Source organism: Actinoplanes sp. GCM10030250 (genome assembly GCF_042666575.1).
Lineage (GTDB): Bacteria > Actinomycetota > Actinomycetes > Mycobacteriales > Micromonosporaceae > Actinoplanes.
In genome coordinates this window covers 121,948-142,052 of record NZ_JBHTDO010000028.1, presented here as the reverse complement: position 1 = coordinate 142,052, position 20,105 = coordinate 121,948, and the positions used below count along the sequence as shown (strand labels likewise).

7 protein-coding genes are annotated in these 20,105 nt (G+C 70.8%); 2 read left to right on the top strand and 5 right to left on the bottom strand.

The window, feature by feature from the left end; all coding sequences use genetic code 11:
• Positions 1-359: 359 nt before the first annotated feature.
• Positions 360-806, top strand: coding sequence for a hypothetical protein (locus ACFQV6_RS30620; protein ID WP_378031098.1), 447 nt, complete (start codon positions 360-362; stop codon positions 804-806).
• Between the two features lie 207 nt (positions 807-1,013).
• Here the strand turns inward: ACFQV6_RS30620 and ACFQV6_RS30615 are convergent, their stop codons facing one another.
• From ACFQV6_RS30615 to ACFQV6_RS30605, 3 genes are all read right to left on the bottom strand, one after another.
• Positions 1,014-2,264: a hypothetical protein gene (locus tag ACFQV6_RS30615; RefSeq protein ID WP_378031097.1), complete on the bottom strand. Its 1,251-nt coding sequence runs from the start codon at positions 2,262-2,264 to the stop codon at positions 1,014-1,016.
• A 21-nt stretch (positions 2,265-2,285) separates the two neighbouring features.
• Positions 2,286-15,815 (bottom strand): hemopexin repeat-containing protein, encoded by a 13,530-nt coding sequence (locus ACFQV6_RS30610; RefSeq protein ID WP_378031096.1) that lies wholly within the window; start codon positions 15,813-15,815, stop codon positions 2,286-2,288.
• A 91-nt stretch (positions 15,816-15,906) separates the two neighbouring features.
• Positions 15,907-16,524 carry a GNAT family N-acetyltransferase gene (locus ACFQV6_RS30605; RefSeq protein WP_378031095.1) on the bottom strand — a complete coding sequence of 206 codons (618 nt, stop codon included), beginning with the start codon at positions 16,522-16,524 and terminating at the stop codon, positions 15,907-15,909.
• Between the two features lie 116 nt (positions 16,525-16,640).
• Here ACFQV6_RS30605 and ACFQV6_RS30600 point away from each other — a divergent pair, with 116 nt between their 5' ends.
• Entirely contained in the window at positions 16,641-16,856 is a 216-nt protein-coding gene (locus ACFQV6_RS30600) for a hypothetical protein (RefSeq protein ID WP_378031094.1), read from the top strand.
• A gap of 42 nt (positions 16,857-16,898) precedes the next feature.
• Here ACFQV6_RS30600 and ACFQV6_RS30595 read toward each other — a convergent pair whose 3' ends face one another.
• Together ACFQV6_RS30595 and ACFQV6_RS30590 are read right to left on the bottom strand one after the other, a co-directional pair.
• On the bottom strand, positions 16,899-19,325 hold the full coding sequence (locus ACFQV6_RS30595) for a tetratricopeptide repeat protein (protein WP_378031093.1): 2,427 nt from the start codon (positions 19,323-19,325) through the stop codon (positions 16,899-16,901).
• Positions 19,325-20,032: a hypothetical protein gene (locus ACFQV6_RS30590; protein WP_378031092.1), complete on the bottom strand. Its 708-nt coding sequence runs from the start codon at positions 20,030-20,032 to the stop codon at positions 19,325-19,327. The genes ACFQV6_RS30595 and ACFQV6_RS30590 overlap by 1 nt, the downstream gene beginning before the upstream one ends.
• Positions 20,033-20,105 lie beyond the last annotated feature (73 nt).

The following is a 20,105-nucleotide window of genomic DNA, read 5'->3' as shown; positions in this document are numbered from 1 at the left end:
CGACGTGGGCAAAACCATCCACCGCGCCCGGACCCAAGCCGACCTGCAGAAACCTGGAGGTTAAAAGGCAAGACTAGATGAGTGCGTTGGGCCAGGCAGAGTGGCACCGGATGAACTCTCACCTCCAGCGCGTCGCCGTGCGGCATGATCATTTCTGACGGGCGCGCCAGGGGTACGGCAGGGAGGCCATGATGGGAGTGCAAAGCGGCCTGCCCCCGACGCCCGGTGCGCGCCCGCGGCGAGTGCGGTGGCCACTGCCGTTCGGCACCGTAGCGCTCATCGCCGTCATGGGATCAGGGTTCGTGTGGTGGGGCAATCCTCGGCTGGTCGAAGGAAGCGTAGTCGGCCCGGGGGCTGGCATGTCCTGGGCCAACGACGGCGTGACGGACACTCGACTGGTGGTGCGTGGTCGGCCCGTCGGGACGTTGACCGCCACGTTCAGCTTCCGCAACGACGGTCGTCTACCCTTCACCGTGCATGGTCTCGATGTCTCCGACACGATCGACTGGTTCGAAGAGCAGCAGGTCAAATTCGTACCAGGCGTTTCGGGCTTCCAGGACGATACGACCCCGCTGACGACGGTGAGGCTGACTCCCGGGCAGGAAGCGACCGTCCTGTGGTCGCTGGATACAGCGTGCCAACCGAGCATGGCCGAGAACAGCTTCATGACCATCGACGCCCTTCGCTTCAAAGTGAGCTGGTTGGGCATTGAAACCACCCGCGAGCTCCCACTGGAGCGGCCCCTCACCTTCGTCGGTGACGACCAGTCGCAACCGCTCCCCAGTGCTGAGTGCACCAGCAATTGAGGAATGGTTGCGCCGGCGGGCCGGCAAGGGCAAAAGCGGATGCCGCTGAGTGGCATGCCGCGCGATGCTACCTCAACCGATATATAACGCCAAGCGTTATATGCTCAGCCGACTGGCGAGGCCCGTCACCCCGGGCCCCACCAACCTCGGCCCGGGGTGATGGTCAAGTACCGCGGTGGGTGGGCACCCCAATCAGCGGTTTTATCACTAGGTTTTCGGTATGGCGACCGTGTTGCCGCCGACGTCTTGGCGGTACGCCGAGATCGGCACGGCGAATGCGTCGAAGACCCTCAGCGCCTGACTCTTGTAGTCGAGGGCCGGATCTGCCGCCTTGATGACGTTGCGCATCTTCTCGGGAGTCATGCCGATGAGCGTGGCCGCCTTGTCGAGCAGCACCGAGAGCCGCTTCGCCATGGTGTTCATCATCGCGCCGCCGAGAATGGGGTTCAGCGTGTCCACGATCGGCATCGGATGTTTGCCGGTGCCGAAGGCGGAGTAGCTGAACGTGTTGGTGTTCGCGTCGTGGAACATGATCCACATCAGGTGGCCGTCGAGGGCGTGCCACTTGCCGGTGGTCATCAGGCAGCACGTCGCGGTGCGGCCGTTGCCCAGGTCGACCTTCGTCAGGTGGCTCGGCACGACCTTGCCGCTGTAGCCGAGGGTGACCTCCGGGCCGAACGCCCCGCCTGCGGGGAAGCAGCCGGCCAGCGCCTCGATCTGTTTCTGCGCCTCCGTCTCCTTGCTGAAGAATTGGCGCGCGAGTTCGGAGTTGGCAGTCAACTGCTGCGAGAGGATCAGGTACGCGTGGTGCTTCACGTCCATCCGGATCGTCTTCCCGAGGCCGCCGTCCATCTTCTCGCCGTCCGCCAGCGCCGCCTCGGCGAGTTTCTTCAACAGTTCCGGGTTCTTCCCGATGGCCTCGGCCAGCTTGAGGGCGCCGTCGGGGCCGGTGTAATCGTTCAGCCAGGCGTACGGCTCCGGGAACTCCTTGACCAGATCCGATTGCACGCCGAATTCGTCCTGGACGAACTCGGCCATCGGCTCGGCCAGGTCGGTGTATTCGTTGCCGTCTTCGTCCTCGGTGTCGCTGTCCTCGTCCGAGTCGCCGGGCGAACCGATGATCGGGATGATGAAGGGGATCGTGGCGCGGGGCGGCTGTGGCGGCGCGTCCCTGTCGTCCCGCTCGTTGCGCTCATTGCGCTCGGTCGGCGGCGGCGTGATGGTCGGCGGCCGGGAACCGCCGCCGGTGTCGAACAGCGGGCGGGTGGTGCTGAAGCCCTGCTGGCGAGCGGTGGTGCCGAACGGGGACGCGGTCGGCGGCAGGCTCAGCGTACGGGGCTTCTGCAGGGGAGCCCGGGAGAGCCGCAGCAGGGATGAGGTCCCCGGCGTCAGGGGCGGAGCCTTCTTCGCCGCGGACGAGAACCCGCTCCCAAAGGTGGTGAACGCTTTTCTCAGCATGGTTGCCTCCGGTGTCGGTGGTTACGCGAGCGCCTTGTAGGTGAGGACCAGCCCCACGTTCTGCAGGTCGGCCTTGTCGCCGTCGAGCGCGAAGGACCATTCGCCGACGGTGAGCGCGGGAGTCGGCAGCAGCGTGGCCTCGGGGAGGGTGAGCGCCGGATCGCCGTCGAGCACCAGCCGGGCGGGGGTGTCGCCGGCCACGTCGTAGGTCGCGACGATGCCGGTGACGCGGCGACCGGCCAGGTCCGGGAACATCTCCGGGACGATCGGCAGGACCAGCCGGTCCGCGCCGTTGGCGACGAAGTCCTCCCACTGCTCGGGGAACTCCTGCGCCACGTCGACGAAGCGGGTGGCCGGGTACGGCCGGAGCATCGTCTTGACTGCCGCGGCGAAGGTGTCCCCGCCGTGCTCGGCCGTGTACTTGACGGTGACAACGACGTCGTACACGCCGTCGAAGCCGTGCACGGCGCGTTCCAGCCGCCAGGTCGACACGGCGCCGGTGCCTTCGAACGGCAGGTACCGTTCGTCGTCGTAGCGCAGGTCGAACAGGCCGTTGTTGTCCCGGCCGTACTCCACCTGCGACAGTGCGATGCGCTGGCTGGCCCGCCAGTCGGCGCGGATCGTCTGCGGCGGGGCGCCCTTCGGGTCGAGCAGGTGCCCGACCGCGGCCGTGTCCGGCGCCAGCACCGTCTTGTTGCCCAGCTGGGTGAGGGTGGCGTTGACCCCGACCGGCTGGCCCTGGGAATCGATGAAGGTGACCGACACGGTGCGGATCTGGCGCCGGTAGTGGCCCGGGAAGTCCCGGTCGAAGAGCGCCTCGGTGAGCGTGAAGTCGGTCCGGCCGTCGTTGCGCAGGCGGATCAGCGCGGTCGGGTCGGTCGCCAGCAGCGACACCTGGCGGGTGATCTCCAGGGACCGGGCGTCGTTGTCGAAGTGGGCCTTGCCCAGCCGTTGCAGGTCCAGCGCGAGGCTCTGCCCGGCGAGCAGGCCGGTGCGCCGGCTCTCCCAGTACGTCGCCCGGATGTAGGTCGCCTCGGTGTCCGGGGCGCCCTGCTCGAACTGCCACGCCCGTTCCGCCGCCTTCGCCAGGTCGTGGGCGAGGTGGTAGGCCTGGAAGTACAGGCCGGAGAGCTGGGTGGCCATCCAGTTGTACAGCTCTGCGTTGGTGAACTTCTCCCGCAGGAAGGTGGTCACCGCCGCGTTCTGCTCGATCTGGCGGCCGAGCAGCTCCAGCTCCCGCCTCGCGACGGCGAGTTCCTGCTCGGCGGCGGCCAGCCGGTGCGTCATCTGTTCGACGTCGTTGTGCGCGGTGTCCGCCTGCAGCTGCCAGTCCTCGGCCATCCGCTGGTACTGGGCCCGCACGCCGAGCGACTCGCCGATGACCTGCACCGCCTCGGCGAGGGTCTGGGTGCATTCGGCGCCCGCGTCCAGCGCCGCGCCGACCTGTATGCCGCCGGCCTCGGTGCCGATGATGAACGGGCCGGCCTTGATCTGCGGCGCGGCGTGCGCGATGCCGGCGCCGATCTGCAGCTCCGCCGAGACGATGAACAGATCCACGCTGTCGCTCATGGCGCTGAGCTGGCTGCGCTCCAGCACGTTCATCCCGGCGGTGATCAACCGGTCGTAGTGCCCGGCGCGCTGCACGGCGCCGGCCCGGCCGGCGGTCAGCTCGGCCACGCCCTGTTCGGCGATGCGCACCCGCGCCTCGTCGACCGCCCGGGTCAGCAGCAGGATGTCCTGCTCGTGCCGCTGGTGCAGGATGCTGAGCTCCTCCGCATTGCCGTTCTCCAGCGCGCCGAGCAGTTCGCCGCCGAGGCTGCTCAGCCGGTCGGCCGCGTCCTGCGCCCGCCGGTACACCGCGGCGAAGCGGTAGTGCGGCGGCGGCGCGGCCGAGCCGGCCACGACCGCGTCGATGCCGGCGCCCTCGGCGACCGAGCGCACCAGCGCCATCGGGTCCAGCGCCGGCGCGAACAGCGGAAGCGGCCGGCTGGTGCCGAGGATGTCCAGCGACATGCGGATCTTGTTCAGCCGGTCCTCGACCCGGGTCCAGTACTCGTGGAAGGTGCGGTTGTCCGGGACGGTGAAGTACGCCGCGCCGACCCCGGCGTGCACCTCGCCCGCACCGGTCAGCAGTACGCCGCCGCGGGTGAAGTAGCCGCGCAGGTCGGCGGTGCCGAGGCCGGTGAGCGACTGGGTGCCCGGCAGCAGGCGCACCCCGAGTCGTTCCGGGCGGTCGCCCAGCAGGTCGTAGGCGAGCACGTACAGCATCCGGGCCTCGTCGACGCTTTCCGGGGTGTACTGCCGGAACAGCATGTCGGCCCAGTCGAGCAGGTTGTCGACGTACGCCATGACAACGGCCCGGCGGTAGGCGACCGGGCGCAGCGCGGCGATGGCGTGCGGGTCGAACGGGTCGTCGCGGTACACCCGCAGCAGGTCGTCCTCGTCGCCGCGGGCCTGGAACAGGGCGCCCATACCGGCCGCAAGCTGGGTGCGCTCGCGCAGCCGGTCGGCGGCCTCCAGCTGGGTGACGCGGGCGGCGGCCGCGGCCGCGTCGGCGGCCGGCGGCAGGTTCGCGGTCAGCGCCGTCACGGCGGTGGCGATGCTCTGTTGCTTGCCGGCCGAGGTGACCACGTCGAACGCGGCCTTCTCCGCGTCGGTGGCCGGGCTGCGGTCGATCGCCGGGGCGAGGGTCCGCAGCGCCGCGGTGAGCTCACCGAGCGGGCCGCCTAGCGCGTCGACGCCGAGCTTGGCCCGCTTCGCCGCCGCCAGCTCGCCGTCGATGCTGCCGGCCAGCCCGGCCGGGTCGAGGGTGAGGAACGGCAGGAAACGCCAGTACGAGCCGGTGCTGGTGGGGTCGAAGACGTACTCATACCAGCGGCGCGCGTCATCGAAGCGCTGGGCGGCGTTGAGCGCCTGCGCGATCAGCAGCGGCGCGTGGAAGAAGATCTCCCAGTAGTAGAGGCCGTTCGCGCTGCGGAAGTCCAGGTGCGTCCCGGACGGCAGGCGCTCGGCGTCGACCATCTCGGCGTCCACCCGGACGGCGGCGCGGTCCCCCTCCGCCACGGAGATCCGGATCTCGTCGATCTCCTGCGTGGACAGGTCGAGCAGGGCCGGCATGCCACCGGAGAGCAGCCGGCGGTTGAGGTCAGCGGCGGTGGCCGTGGTCAGCCGGATGATCTCGAACGGCAGGGTGGACAGTTCGTACGGCCGGGGCGGGGTGAGATCCGCGGCGTACCGCAGGTAGCCGTCGCCGGCGAACAGCGTCAGCCCGTCCGCCCCCTGCAGGGCCGCGTCGAACGGCGGTGTCTTCTCGCTGGGCAGCTCGCCCCACGCGCCGGCGATCTGCCGCATCGGCGGGATCACCGACGGGTCCTGCGTGGCGGGCATCTTCGTGTACTGCGCGCCGCTGAACAGGTAGAGGTCCGTACCGCGGGGCAGCACGGTGTCGATCGAGGTGCTGATCGCCGTGGCGTCGAGGGTGCCGGGCGCGGCGCCGGTGTCCTCGTCGATGAAGTCCGGCACGGTGTCCGGGCCGGTGAGCGTGTACCGCACGAACTGCCCGCCGTTGGTGAGGTACAGCGTCGAGACGCCGTCGGCGGCGGTGCCCACCCAGGCCGCGTCGACCGTGCCGCTGCCGGCGATCGCGGTCGGCGCCCGGTGCACGGGGTGGTAGGTGACCTCGCCGGTCGAGGACACGGCCGCGTAGCGGTGCGCGGTGTTGTCGAAGTAGTAGGCGGTCCCGTCGCGCCACACGGCGGCGTCGATGTTCACGTCGGTCGGGATGCCGTCGGTGTTGTCCCCGATCGACGTGGGGTAGGACCGGTCGATCACCTCGTACCACTGCTTGTCCGACGGTGTCGGCTTGCCGAGGGTGATCCGCAGGTACTTGTCCGCGGTGAACACGAACAGATGCTCCGTGGTGAGCATGGCGGTGCGGATGGCCGGCGGGTTCACCCTGTCGAAGCGTTGCCGCAGCCCGAGGTCCGACCACTCGATCGGCGTGTTGACGGTGCGGCCGTTCCCGGTCACCAGGTGGCCGTCCCGGTTGAAGAACACCTCGGTGCGGTCGGGCAGGGTGAGGGCGACGTCGATCCGCTCCCACGTGGTCGGCAGTCCTTCGGTGTTGCCCGCCAGCGCCTTGGGGTACTCGTCGTCGATCCGGCCGAACGGGGTGCCGGTGAACCGCACGTACTGGTTGCCGTAGAAGACGAACGTGTACTGGCCGCGGACCAGGATCGCGTCCACCGCGGTGTCCGGCACCGGCAGCACCGTACGGCGCAGTCCCCACCGCCTGCGGGTCTTCACCTCGATCAGCGGGTCCCCCGTCGCCGGGATCGTGGCCGAGCGCAGGCCCTCGTTGTCGAACAGCAGGCGGCTGCCGCCGGGCAGCTGCACCGCCGCGTCGACGTGCGCCCAGCCGGGCATCCGATCGTCGTCCTGCAGCCGGGTGCGGGTGACCGCTGCCGGCTCGACCGTCACCGGCCGGCACAGGAAGCTGCCGCCCTTGACGTCGACGCTGAACCACGGCCAGGATTCGGCGCCGGCCGGCGCGTCGAAGCGGATCACGTCGGACGCCGCGACCGGGTCGACGAAGATCGACGACACCCGGTCGGCGGTGGCTGTCTTCGCCGTCGCGGCCACCGTCACCGCCTCGGCGATCTCGCTGATCAGCTGCTCGTCCGGCCCGGTGGCGGGCAGTCGCAGCCGCTCGGCGTACAGCTCGGGGTTGAGGACGAACAGCGCGCCACCGGGGTACGGCTTCGGCGCCGCGGGCGCCGGCGGGGTCACCGAGTACGCGCAGGCCACCGCGACCGAGGTCCGGCCGGTGCCGGCGTCGGCCCGGGGCAGCACGGTCAGCTCGATGCCGGCGATCGTGCCCACCTCCGCGTCGCTGACGCCGAGCAGCTGCGCCGGAACCCACTCGCCGGCGAGGTTGCAGAACGAGTACGAGACCCGGACCCGGTTGAGGGCGGCCTTCGGGTCGACCGGCGGTTGACCGTCGTGGACCGCCAGCTGCGTGCCCGGCTGGCCGGCCGCCACCGGTTCGACGGTGGTCCAGAAGACGAACACCCGCCCGAACGCGTGCACCGGGTGCACCAGGTCGGCCTCGATGCCGACGTTCACCGGCTGCCACGGTTCCCACACCGCGGACAGTTTCTCCCGGCTACCGAACTCGGCCCGCCGGTAGTAGTAGCGGCGCGGATCGGTCTTGGTCCGCCCGAACAGCACCAGCCGGCGCGGTCCCTCCGGCAGCCGGTCCTTGGTGTAGACGTAACCGCCGGCGATGGTCAGCCGGGAGACCTCGGTGTACTCGTCCAGGTAGCGCTTGTACGCCCGCTCGACGCTCGGTGCGGTGATCTCGCCATGCAGCAGTTCCTGCTCCAGCGACACGAACGCCGGAGTCTTGGTGTCGCGCAGTTCGGGCCGCAGGTAGTTCTCCGGGTAGAGGAAGACCTTCCGGTTGGCCTCCCACACCCGGTAGTTGCGCAGCCACGTCCACCACTGCTTGACCTGGTCGTGCTGTTCCTGGCCACCGTCGGCGGGCTCCAGGCTGAGCAGGTACCGGTGCACGTAGAGCTGGGCGGCCGCGATCGCCTCGCGCACCCGGGAGGTGTTCGCGTCGGCGCCCATGTCGACGTCGATGAGGAATCGTTCGGACAGATCCCGGCTGATGCTGCCGGGCTCCGGGCCGAGCAGCGCCGCCACCAGCGCGTCGCGCAGCGCCACGGCGAGTTCGTCGTGCAGGGTGCGCGACAGCGCCGGCCAGCGCTGCGCGCCGGCCTGGCGTTCCAGCAGGCCGGACAGGGTGGCGGTGGCCGCGTCGAGTTCCGGGTCGCTGGGGCGGCCACCGGTGAACAACGGCACCCACACGTCGGCGTACAGCCGGGCCGGCGTGCTACCGAGCGGCTCGGTGAACGCGAACAGGTCCACCAGTTCCAGCAGGAACTCGAGTTCGACGCGGTCGGCACCGGCGGCACTGTCACTGAACAGCGCGCTGTTGCGGCGGCACCAGCGCAGCTGCTCGACATCCCACCCGAACACCGTGGCGATCTCCCGGTACGGGTCGGCGACCGGCCCGGCGGCCGGGCCGAGCAGGGCGGCGAGGTCGGCGCCGCCGGCGCGGTGGGCCCGCGCGAGGGCGGCGTAGCGGGTGATCACGGAGAGGTCGGCGAGGCGGTAGTCGGCGGTGTCGGCGAAGCGGTCCGCCAGCGGCTGCGGGAACGTACGGGCGACCCGGTCGTACTGCTCGCCGGAGTACCGCACGTACTGCTCGTCCCGGCACAGGTAGGTGTTGCCGCGCAGCGTGAACGCGCCGTCGATGCCGGTCTCGAACGCGTCCGGCAGCGCGCCCCAGTTGTCGTGCACCCGGCGCAGCGAGCCGGCGTCGACGTGGGCGTAGGCGGGGGTGCCGGGCAGCGGCGGCTGGTACCGCGCGTACTGGTCGCCGGCGAACGCGTACAGCTGCCCGCCGGGTGCGACGAACGCCGCCCGCAGGCCACCGGGCAGGAACTCGTTGCGCGGCCCGCCCCAGCTGCCGGCGATCGCGGTGGCCGCCACGGTGTCGCCCACGACGTGGAAGCACTGGTCGCCGGCGAACAGGTGCACGCCGTCGGCGGCGCGCACCGCCGCGTCGATGCCGCCGTGCAGCGCCTGCGGCAGCTCGCCTTCGACGCCCAGCTCGGCGGCCAGCCCGTCGGCGATGGTCTGCGGGTAGCCCTCGTCGACGTGGCGGTAGTCGTCGCCGGTGTAGCGGACGAACTGGTCGCCGGAGAACAGGTAGGTGTGCACGCCGGAGACGAGCGCGGCGTCGACCCGCGCCTTGTCGGCGAGGTTGTTGCGGACCCGGCCGAGCACGGCGATGTCGTAGGTGGCCGCCGGTTCCGCGGAGACCACATGACAGGTACGCCCGGCGAACACGTACGTGTGCCGATCGTTGACCACGACCGCGTCCACCACCGCACGCGAGCCGGTGCTCAGCCGCTGGACCAGCTCGTCCTCGACCGCCACGGGCAGCGCGGCGAACGGCTCCTCGTGGCGCAGGTTGCCGGTGACCGGCCGCGGATAACCGGGGTCGGCGTAGCGGTAGTCGGACGTGGAGTACCGCACGTACTGGTCGCCGGCGAACAGGTAGGTCACGCCACGGTGCACGAACGCCGCGTCGATCACGTCGTCGCCGGACCCGGCCAGGAACGGGTTGCGGGTGTTTCCCCAGTACCGCCGCACGCTCTGCCGGGCGGCGAAGGCGCGGCCGGAGTAACGGGCGAACTCCGGGCCGAAGAAGAAGTACGTCGCGCCGTCACGGCCGGTGAAGGCGGTGGAGAACCGGTCGACCGGCCCGATACCGCGCCAGATGCGCTCGAGCGGCCGAGGTGCGGCCCAGACCCGGTCCACCTCGTCGTACTGCACGACGGTGCCGCCGGTCAGCAGCAGCATCGCGTCGCCGGTGAACAGGACCGCGTCCGGCCCGGTGAACCCGGCCGGCCGGTAGGCCGGCGGAACCGCCCAGAACTCGGCGTCGACGGTGGCCGGGTACCCGTCGTCCGGCCGGTCGAACTCCTTGCCGGAGTACACCACCAGCGGCCGGCGACCGGCCGCGTCCGGCGGGCCGAACAGGTGGGTGACACCGGCGCGCACGTAGGCGAGCGTCACCCGGGCGAGCCCGGCGAAGTACCCGGCGATCGGCAGCGGCCCCTGTGCCACTTCGGCGCCGGCGTAGGCCATCTCGTCGTAGACCACGAACTGGTCGCCGCTGAACACGTACGTCTTGCCGTCGGTGGCGACGAAGGCGGCGTCGACGGTGTCGTCGTGGTAGATGTTGTGGCGCGGCCGGCCCCACTCCTCGGCCAGCGGATAGGCCCGCTCGAGCGTGGTGTTGTAGCAGGTGGGGCCCTGGAACAGGTAGGTCGTGCCGTCGGTGCCGGCGAGGACCGCGTCCAGAGAGGTGCGGAACTCGGCGGGCACGGTGCGCAGGGTGCGCGGTTGCGCCGGTTCGGCGGCCATGCCGATCCCCTCCAGCGCGCTGTAGCGGTACCAGCCGTCCGGGTGCTCCAGGTGGACGGTGCCGTCCTCGACGAGGGCGGCCAGCACCTCGGCACGCGCCAGGTCGACGTGCCGGCGGTACGGCCGGTCGGTGACGACGTGGCAGGCCCGGCCGCTGAACAGGTAGATGCTGCCCCGGTCGGCGAACGCGGCGTCGACCCGGTCCAGCTCGGCGTCGAGGTTCGCGAAGCCGGGCTCGCCGCGCAGCGCGATCAGCCGCTGCGGGTAGCCCAGGTCGGCGACGGCCGGGCGGGTGCCGTCGGCGCGGTGCGTGTACCGGATGAACTGGCCGCCGGAGAACAGGTAGGTGCGACGCACGATCGGCCCGTCCGGTACCGGCTCGGGCGTGTCCAGCGACCCGTCACCGGCCGGGGCGGCATCCACCGCGCCGGGCCGCTCCACGACCAGGGCGGCGTCGACCCGCCCGGTGCGGGCGATGGCATTGTCGACGATGCCCCACTGCGCGGTGATCGGCGCCGGATACCGGTCGTCGGCGCGGGTGTAGCTGCTGGTGTACCGGGTGACCTGATCCCGCTGGAACACGTAGGTCCGGCCGTCGGCGCCCACGAACGCGGCGTCGACCTGCCGGAACGGCAGACCGGCCCAGCCGTCGGCGATCGGGCGCGGCGCCGACCACCAGCGCCGCTGGGCGTCGAACACGATGAACTGCTCGCCGGCGAACAGGTGGACGCGGCCGTCGGCGGCGGTGAACACCGCGTCGATGAGGGCGAACGTGGCGTCCGCGCCGACCAGGTCGGCCGGCAGGTTCCACCAGTTCTCCCCGAGCGGACGGGGATAGTCGGCGTCCGGGGTGGTGTAGTCGCGCGTGGAGTACCTGACGTAGAACATCGTCCGGCGCTGCTGTTCCCAGTACGGTTGCTCCCCGCCATCAGTCTCCGGCGGCGCGACGTGCACCTCCAGCCGCGAGCCGGCGCGGCGCAGCGACAGCCGCAGGCCATCCTCGGCGTCCAGTCGCCACCCGGCCGCCTCGCTGGTGACGACGGCGCCGGCGGGCACCCGGATGGCGTGCCGGGTCAACCTGTCGCGCAGGACGCCCGGCAGCCGGCCGGCATCGAGGTCGGCGCGGTGCACCGGCGCCAGCAGGTCGCGCGACCACGCGGTCCGCGGCCCCTCGTCCAGCGGCAGGTCGAACAGCTTGCCGGGGGTTCCGAACAGGTAGGTCGCGCCGTCCAGCACGAACGACGCGCCGACCTGGCACAGCCCGCCCCAGTCGGTGTCGATCCGGCGCGGACAGCCGGGGTCGACGAGGGTGTAGGCGGCGTCGGAGTAGCAGACGTACTGGGTGTCGCTGAACAGGTAGGTCCGCCCGTCCAGCCCGAGCAGGGCGGAGTCGACCCGGTTACCGGCGAGCACCGGGCCGAGTACGCCCCAGCGCTGCGCTGTCGGTACCAGCTCGCCGGTGCCGCTGTTCGGGGTGCTGTTCAGGGTGACCGTGCGGCCCTGCTTGAACAGGTGCACGGCACCGTCGCGGTCGGCGAACGCCGCCTCCACGCCGGACTCGAACCCGCCGGGCAGCCCCGAGAAGAACGTCGCCAGCCGACGGGGGAAGCCGCTGTCGGCGCGGACGTCCTCGTCGTCGATGCTGTCGCTGAAACGGACCACCTGGTCGCCGGCGAGGACCTGCAGGGCGCTGCCGTCGATATAGGCGGCGTCGATGCGTTCAGCCGTGGCGACCTGGTTCACCACCCTCCCCCAGGTCTCGGCGATCGGCTGCTCGACCAGCTCGGCCAGCGCGGCCCGCTCGGCGTCCGGTTGATCGGCCGGGAAGGTGGGCCGGCCCACGGCGACGAACTGGTCGCCGGCGAACAGGTAGGTGACGCCGTCGAGGCCGCGCACGGCCGCGTCCAGCTTCGACCGGAACCGGGGCGGCAGCGGAACCTCGTCCGGCCGCTGGTCGCCGGCCCACCAGTCGCCGATGCGGCGCGGGTAGCCCTCGTCGACGACCGAGTGGTCGGTGCCGGTGTAGCGCACGTACTGGTCGCCGCGGAACAGGTACACCCGGCCCTGATCGTCGACGAAGGCGGCGTCGATGCCGGTGCCGTCGAAGGTGCTGCGGACCGCGCCCCAGACCTGGGTGCGCGGGGTCCAGGCGGTGTGCCCGGCCGGCCGGGCGAACGTGCGCGAGGCGCCCGCGTCGTCGCGGCCGACGAGCCAGGACGCGCCGTCGAGGTCGGTGAACGCGGCGTCGACCACCGCGAGCTCGGCGAAGTGCTCGGACAGTTCGGCCAGCGCCCGCGGCCGGGCGTCGACCGGCAGGTCCGCACCGGGCCGGTACCGCCAGAACCCGCGCTCGCGGAACAGGTAGACCTCGCCGTCCGGCGACTCCAGCAGCGCGTCGATGCGGTCCACGCCCGGCGGCAGGGTCAGCGGCTCGGCGAACTTGCCGGTCAGGTCCTGGTCGTGGAAGGCGAGCGCGACCTCGCCGGTGCCCAGCCCCAGCCCGGCGGCGAGGATGCCGAAGCCGCGGATCCGGCGGATCGCCCGGCGTACGGCCGGGTCCGCCGCCGCGGCCACCGGGTCGGCGAGCGCGGGCGCGAGCAGCAGGTCGAGGGTGCCGGTGGCGCTGCCCAGGACCGCCGCGCAGATCGCCTCCGCGGTGGTGGCCGGCACGCCGAGAACGTCCTGCAACACGGCGAAGACGGCAGTGTGCTGGGCGGCCTCCCGTACGCCGAGCGCGGCCACCACCTCGTCGACCGCGGCGTCGGTGGCGAGCGCGACGGTGTGCAGCAGGCCGAACACGTCAGCGCTGTGGTCGACAAGGTCGGGGAGCAGGAAGTCGATGACATGGTGCGGGTGGCAGAACCAGGCCAGCCGGTCCGCCGGCATGCTCAACTGCGCGGTGAGCTCGCCGTTGTCGATGAGCTGGCGCAGCACGTCGTCGCGTTCCCCGGGGCTGAGCCCGAGCGCGTCGAGCGCACCGGGGTCGAGTCGGTAGGGCGCCGCGTCGGTTACGACCTGGACGAGTCGCCCGAGGATCGCTTGGCTCTCGGCGTCGGTGTGGCCGTCGAGCGTCAGCACGGCGACCGGGTCGGTCAGCTCAGCCACCAGGGCGTCGGGCACCCGCCCGGCGTCCAGCAGCTCCGCGACCAGCACGCCGGCCGCGCGCCGGGCGGCGTGCTGGTCGGCGAGGTCGGCGAAGGTGTCCGGTCCGAGCGTGGCGGTCGCGGCCCAGGCAGCGAGCAGCCGGCCCTGCACCGCGTCGAGGATCTCCTGCCGGTGCGGGTGCAGGGTGGCGTCGAGCGTGAGCTGCGCCGGAGTCAGGTCGAGCATCCGCAGCGGGTCGATGACCACGCCGTCGGCGTCGAGCCAGCCGTTGAATCGCAGGCTGTCGACGATGACCGGGTGCAGTTCGCCGGGCAGCGCCACGTTGGCGAACACGCTCGCGTCCACCGCGACCGCGGTGGCGGGGAACTGCTCGACCAGCTCCCGCAGCCGGGCGTGGACCGGCTCGACCAGGTCGCCGAGCTCGGCGTCGACGCCGAACAGCGCCGCGTTGGCCGGGTCGGCGAAATAGGCGGGATCGCGGATCACGCCGTCCGCGTCCAGGTGACCCAGGAAGATCAGGTTGTCGTAGAGCTCGATCTGCTCGGCCATGCCGAGCGCGTCGAAGATCGCGAGGTCCGACAGGGACAGCGCCGGCGGGTCGCCGGACGCATCCTCCCGCGCGGCGGCGCACCGCTGCGCGATACCGGTGAAGATGACGTCGCGGTATTCGCCGAACCGGCCGGTGAGCAGCAGATCGCCGGCCGGCGGAAGCAGGCCCGGCTGGATCGTGCCGGACGGGTCGAGGTAGCCGTGCAGCACCAGGTTGGTGTAGATCTTGGCCGCTAGGCGGTCCCCGAGGCCCAGCCCCAACAGGTCGTCGACCTGGACCTCGCCGAGCGCCGCCACGGCCGCGTACGCCGCCTCGCGCAGCGCGCGCGGTGTCGTGCGCAGGATGCGCCGGTCGCGCGGCGACACCACGCCGTCGACGGCGACGAGGCCGCTGATCACCTGCGCCGCCCGAGCGCCGAACCGGTCCGACTGCACCGCGCCCGGAGCCAGCCACACCGGCTCGAACTGGCTGCGCAGGGAGTCCAGCAGCGCGGTGTTCTCCTCGGCGGAGGCCGGTCCGCGCCGGCGCGGGCCGACCCCGACGATGTCCAGCAGGGTGGCGCTGTCCAGGCCGGTCGAGCGCATCCAGCTCGCGACGGTGAGCAGCGTCTGCACCAGCCAGAGGCGGGCGTCGGCGGCGGCCTCGTCGCCGGCCGTGCCGTCGGCGAGCAACAGGTAGCTGTCCTGCGCTGCCGGTGTCGTCGTGCCGGCGGCGCCGGCCGGATCCAGCAGGATCGGCAGTGCCGGGCGCCGGCGCAGCGACGGGTCGCTGTCCACGGCGTCGAGCAGGTCGAACAGCTCCGGCACCGTCACGTCCAGTGCCGTGCTGAGCCGGCCGATCCGGTGCAGCACGGTCTGCGCTCCGGCAGCGGCCGGGCCGCGGTCCAGCGGGCCGGACACCCCGTCGACCGAACGGGCCCGGTACCGCTCGACGACCGCCCGCACATCCGCGTCGGCGAGCGGCGCGGCAGTGTCATGCGCCGGGTCGACCGCCGCCACCAGCGCCACGACCGCTTCCAGTGGCACGTCGAGCCCGCGCTGCAGATACCGGAGTACGGCGGTCCGGCGCAGTGCGGCCGCGTCGATCCGGCCACCACAGCAGGCGTGCAGCACCAGATCCAGCTCCGGGAAGGTCAGGTCCAGGCGGCGGGCCAGCCGCACGAACCGGCTGGCCCGCTCGAACCAGCTCACCGGCACCGGCAGAACCGGGTCACCGGCGGCGGCGGGCTCGCGCACCAGGCGGGTGCCGTCCTCTCCGATCGTGACGATCTCGTCGCCGCCGCGGACGAACCGGGCCGCGAGCAGCGCCTGACAATCATCGAAGGTCAGTGAGGCGGCCTGCCGGAACCGGGTCACGGCGGCCAGCGCCGGATAGGGGTCGTCGGCTTTCGGGTCCAGCCCGTAGTGCGCGCGCAGCGCGCCGCCGTCGAGCACCGTGGTGTACAACATCGCCTCGTCCGGCGTCAGCTCGAGATACTGGCAGGCCACCACATCGGCACTCGCCTGCCGGGTGAACTGCTGGTACAGCTGCAGAGGGCTGATCCCGAGGTGGTGCAGCGCCCGCCGCAGCCGCGTCTGGCGCAGCGAGAACGGCAGCGTGAACGGGTGCCGCAGTGCGGTCAGCACGTGCTCCGCGTCGCCTCCCGGGTCGACCGCGGCGGCGAGGATCTCGTTGACGACGTCCAGATAGGGCAGCTCGGTGGCGGTGTTCGACCCGTCCAGCGGCAGCGCGCGCAGGTCCGGCCGGCGGGCGTCGAGGTCGGCGCCGGTGAGCAGTTGCAGCAGATCGGCCAGGTACGCCGCTGGGGAGAACACCGAACGCGCCTCGTCGCTGTCCTGGAAGTCGAGGTCGCCGAAGAGCCGCTGATAGCTGGGCAGGGATCCGTTCGCATGCATGGGGTGTCCTCCTCGCCGGTGCCTGCTGGCCGTGCGACCACCACACAGGACAGACGAAGAGTTCGGTCATAGATGATCTGTCATGTTCTCGTCACCGGCTGCTGGGCCCGGGCCGGCGACACCGGTGCACGGCCTTCGCGTCGATGCGTTCCCACCACATCGGGCGAGCCGGCCGCCCGTTGGCGAGCCGGTAGGCCGGCGCACCCGCGGCCGGCGTGAATCCGGCCCCCGCCAGCCAGGCCCGGCTGGCAAGGTTGGCCTCCTCGCATCCGGCGACGAGGCGGGCGACACCGAAGTGGCCGTGCAACAGGCGGCACACCTCGCCGAGCATCTCGTGACCGAAGCCGCGGCCGCGGCAGTCGCGCTGGACCACGCCACCGACTTCGGTGACACCGGTGGTGGTGGTCGCCACGACGCCCGCCACCAGCAGGCTGGTGTGCTGGTCGATGCCGGCGAAGAACAGGTGGTTCGGGTCGTCCGGGAGCAGCGGCTGATCGGCGTCGAGCGGGTCGGCGACCGCGTCGAAGGGAGATTCGCTCAGCGCGTGCCGCAGCCGGACGGGCCAGTCGCCGCCCGCGACCGGATCCCCGGCGACCAGTCGCTGCCACCGGGCATGGTCGCTCGCCCGCCCGGTGACGATCCACAGCCGGGGCGACTCGGCGACGTGGAGGCCGTCGGGGCGGCACAGGACGACAGGCGGACCGGCCACGTCTGCAGACCTTAGCGCCGGCCCCGTCCATCTACTGCGGACGCCGCCGGCGCCTACCGTGCGCCAGCGCCCTCGGTGCACTCGCAACGATCGGCTAGTTGACAGTGGAGACGACGATGGCAATTGGCGCATCACCCGCACTGCAGGCACTCATCGACATCAACGCGGTGTCGCTGGCCCGTACCGAACTCGACCCACCAGCGATGCTGCTGGTCTGGATGCGGACATCCAGGATGCAAGACCTGGACTTTCCACACCGCCTGTTGCGGCCGCCGGTCCGTCGGCTGACGCACACAGCGGTCACCCTCAACGTACGAGTCGCCGGATTGTGATGAAGTCTGCGAAACGTCTCGCGGTAGTACTCGATCACGACGTCAGCCCGTTCCTCCTCCGCGGTTCTCTTTGAGTTGATCTTCGAGCAGCGACTGCGTGCTTCGCGTCTGTGGGTGGTCGTCGCCGAGCACCCGCCGCCGGTCGAGGAGGACCAGCTCGTAGACGGTGATCGCCTCGGCCTCCCGCCCTGACCGCGCATAGGCGCCGGCGAGGTTGTTGCGGGTGGTCAGAGTCTGTGGGTGGTTGTCGCCGAGCACCCGCCGCTGATCGATGAGGACCTGCTCGAACAACGCGACCGCCTCAGCCAGCCGGCCCACCGTCTGGTACGCGTACGCGAGATTGTTACGGCTGGCCAAGGTCTGCGGGTCGTCGTCACCCAGCAGCCACCGCTCGGCGATGAGAACCACCTTGTACAGGGCGATCGCCTCGCCCACGCGACCCGCGGCCTGATACGCGTACGCGAGGTTGTTGCGGCTGACCAGAGTGTCCGGGTGGTCGTCGCCGAGTACCCGCCGTTGGTCTGTGAGAACCTGCGAGTACAGGGCGGTCGCCTCAGCGACCCGGCCCGCCGTCTGGTACGCGTACGCAAGATTGTTACGGATAGCCATGGTGTCCGGATGGTCATCCCTCAGCTCGCGCCGCTGGTGCTCGAGAACCTGTTCGTAGAGGGCGGTCGCCTCAGCGACCCGGCCCGCCGTCTGGTACGCGTACGCAAGATTGTTGCGGCTGGTCAGGGTTTGCGGATGGTCGTCGCCGAGCACCCGCCGCCGGTCGAGGAGGACCTGCTCGTGCAGGCTGATCGCCTTGGCCACTCGCCCTGACATCTCGTAGGCTCCGGCCAGATTGTTGTGGCTGCTGAGAGTGTCGGGATGGTCAGCGCCGAGCACCCGCCGCCGGGCGTGGAAGACCTGCTCGTACCACTTGATTGCCTCATCCACCCGTCCCGCCGTCTGGTACGCATACGCAAGATTGTTGCGGCTGGTCAGAGTTTCCGGGTGGTCGTAGCCGAGCAACCGCCGCCGGTCGAGGAACACCTGCTCGAACGCGGTGACTGTCTCAGCCGCTCGCCACCGCTCGCTGATGCCTCCCTCGGGATTACGCCGGCCGATGGCAGATCCGGTGGAGACCCGGGAGGCCGCGCGGTCCACGGACTCGTACGCGTTGACACCGAAGGGCGACGGGTCGGCGAAATCGCTGAGCGTCAGCGTACGCAGACGAAGCGCTACACCGGCCGAAGGTTCCGAATTCATCGCCCCGGGATCGGCCATGGCACGCGCCACTCGAGTCATCTGGCGCAGAACGACAGCAGTGGGATGAGCCTCGCCGAGCACTTCGTCGGCTCGCTGTTCGAGCTCCGACAAGTCGTCCGCCGCGCGAGAAACGGCAGCTGCATCGCGCATCGCTCGTCCCTGTACATACAGCAACTCCAACCGGGCGGTGGCGTAGTTGGCTGCCGCCGCAATTGTACTGATATGCCGTGGCCCGAGCACCATCTCGGCGTCGGCGCGCACATGGTCCAGGTGCGCTAGAGTTTCCCCGGCCGCAGCCAGGTCCCGCTGAAAGCGTGCTGTTTCAAACTGTGCCGCCGCGACGCTGATCTGCGTGGCCACGGTTTCCGGATGCAGTGGGCCGAACGACGCAAGTTGCACCTCGGCCGATGCCCGCAGTCGCTCCCACGCCGCTGCCACTTCTTGCTCCCGGTACGAGGCGCAGGCGTAGTCGAAGCCGACGAGATCGCCGTTCACCTGGGCCCGCAAGGCGTCCGGATGTCCCGCCCCGAGCGCGGACGAGGCAAGCATCGCGACCGTCTCGAGAACTCCGAGAGCCTCCTGCTGAGTGCGCCGGTCACCGTTCACTCCGGCAGCATCAAAGCGTATGCGGGCATGGCCGGCTAAAAGGATCAAGAGTTGAGGATCCGTTGGATCGACACCGTCACGATCACCGGCGAGAGCGCCACGCCAAACACTTTCGGCGGCATCCGGGGTGGCTGACAGCTGAGCGCGGGCTCCGGCCAGGGCGGCTTCAACGTTCGGAGCCAAAGGCCGGGAAGACCGGGAGACGGCGGCCAGCGAGTGCTGCGCTAGGACGTTGTCGCCCATCGCCAGAGCCACCGAGGCCAGGCTGACGTCGACCGACGGGCTCAGCCCGCGTACGCCGCCCAGCAGAGTGACTGCTCGGTGATGGTCACCGTGGTTGACCGCGTGCTGTGCCGCGGTGATAGCCACCCGCACCTGGTCGGCTGATGCGGGATAGGATCTTCTGCCGAAGGCGAGCACGGAACCGGCCTGCGAGGTCAGCCCGGCCTCGTCCAACAGGTCCGCCAGGCAGAGCAGCTCCGTTACCTCGGGAGCCTCGTATTCGGACAACAGGACACCCAACAGGTGATCGAGCTCAGGTGGCGATACATCGGTGCCGTGATCCAACTCCGCGGCCAGTTCAAGAGCATGGCGCCATCTCGGGCCGTCCACTAGCCGTCCTCTTGGGGTGGACCGCGGAACCAGTCCTCCAGGATTCGTAACTCGCTGACCTTCGCCGCCCGGCTGGTGATCACCTTCGTTTCCCGCCACTCGCGCAGTTTCCGCAGACGGCCCTCAACGACAGCGTCTGCCTCCGGCGGCGCTGTGCGCGAGCTGTCCGCCGGCACCACGCCGGGGAAAAGGTGAGCGATGTCGAACCGACGGAACCGCAGAATCGCCCGCTGAATCTGCGCTGCGAACAACACGTTGCTGGACCGGTCCGGATCCGACCTGTCGGGATACTGCTCCAGCAGGACCCCGACGAGTCGCGGAGACCTTTCCGCGTCAACCTCCACCGGCCCGCCGCTATAGCCGGAGTAGCTGCCGAGCAGCTGATTCACCCCCAATTGCAGGGCCGTCACCTCCGCACCGTCGGTCAGCCCGTACGCGCAGTCCGGTGACATGACATGACCGTCGAGATGAGGATCGCCGACGGAGGGCCGATACGGCGCGAACCACGCGTCCTTCGATCGGCACGCGTCCGTGTGCGGCGGCAGCACCTCACACTCATCCGGGTCGACGGCGACCAACAGCGCGAGATCCCAGTCCACTACCTCTTCCACCCGGACCCTGAGCTTCTGCCCGGTGGCAAGGGTCGCGGTCAGCTCGACCTCACCAACCGGGAGCGCACGCAGGCAATGCGCGGCCGTGAGGATCACCCCACCCCGCAGGATCAAAAGACCGCCGCCCAGGACATGACCGTCATGCGAGAGCTCGACCCAGTACTTGCTC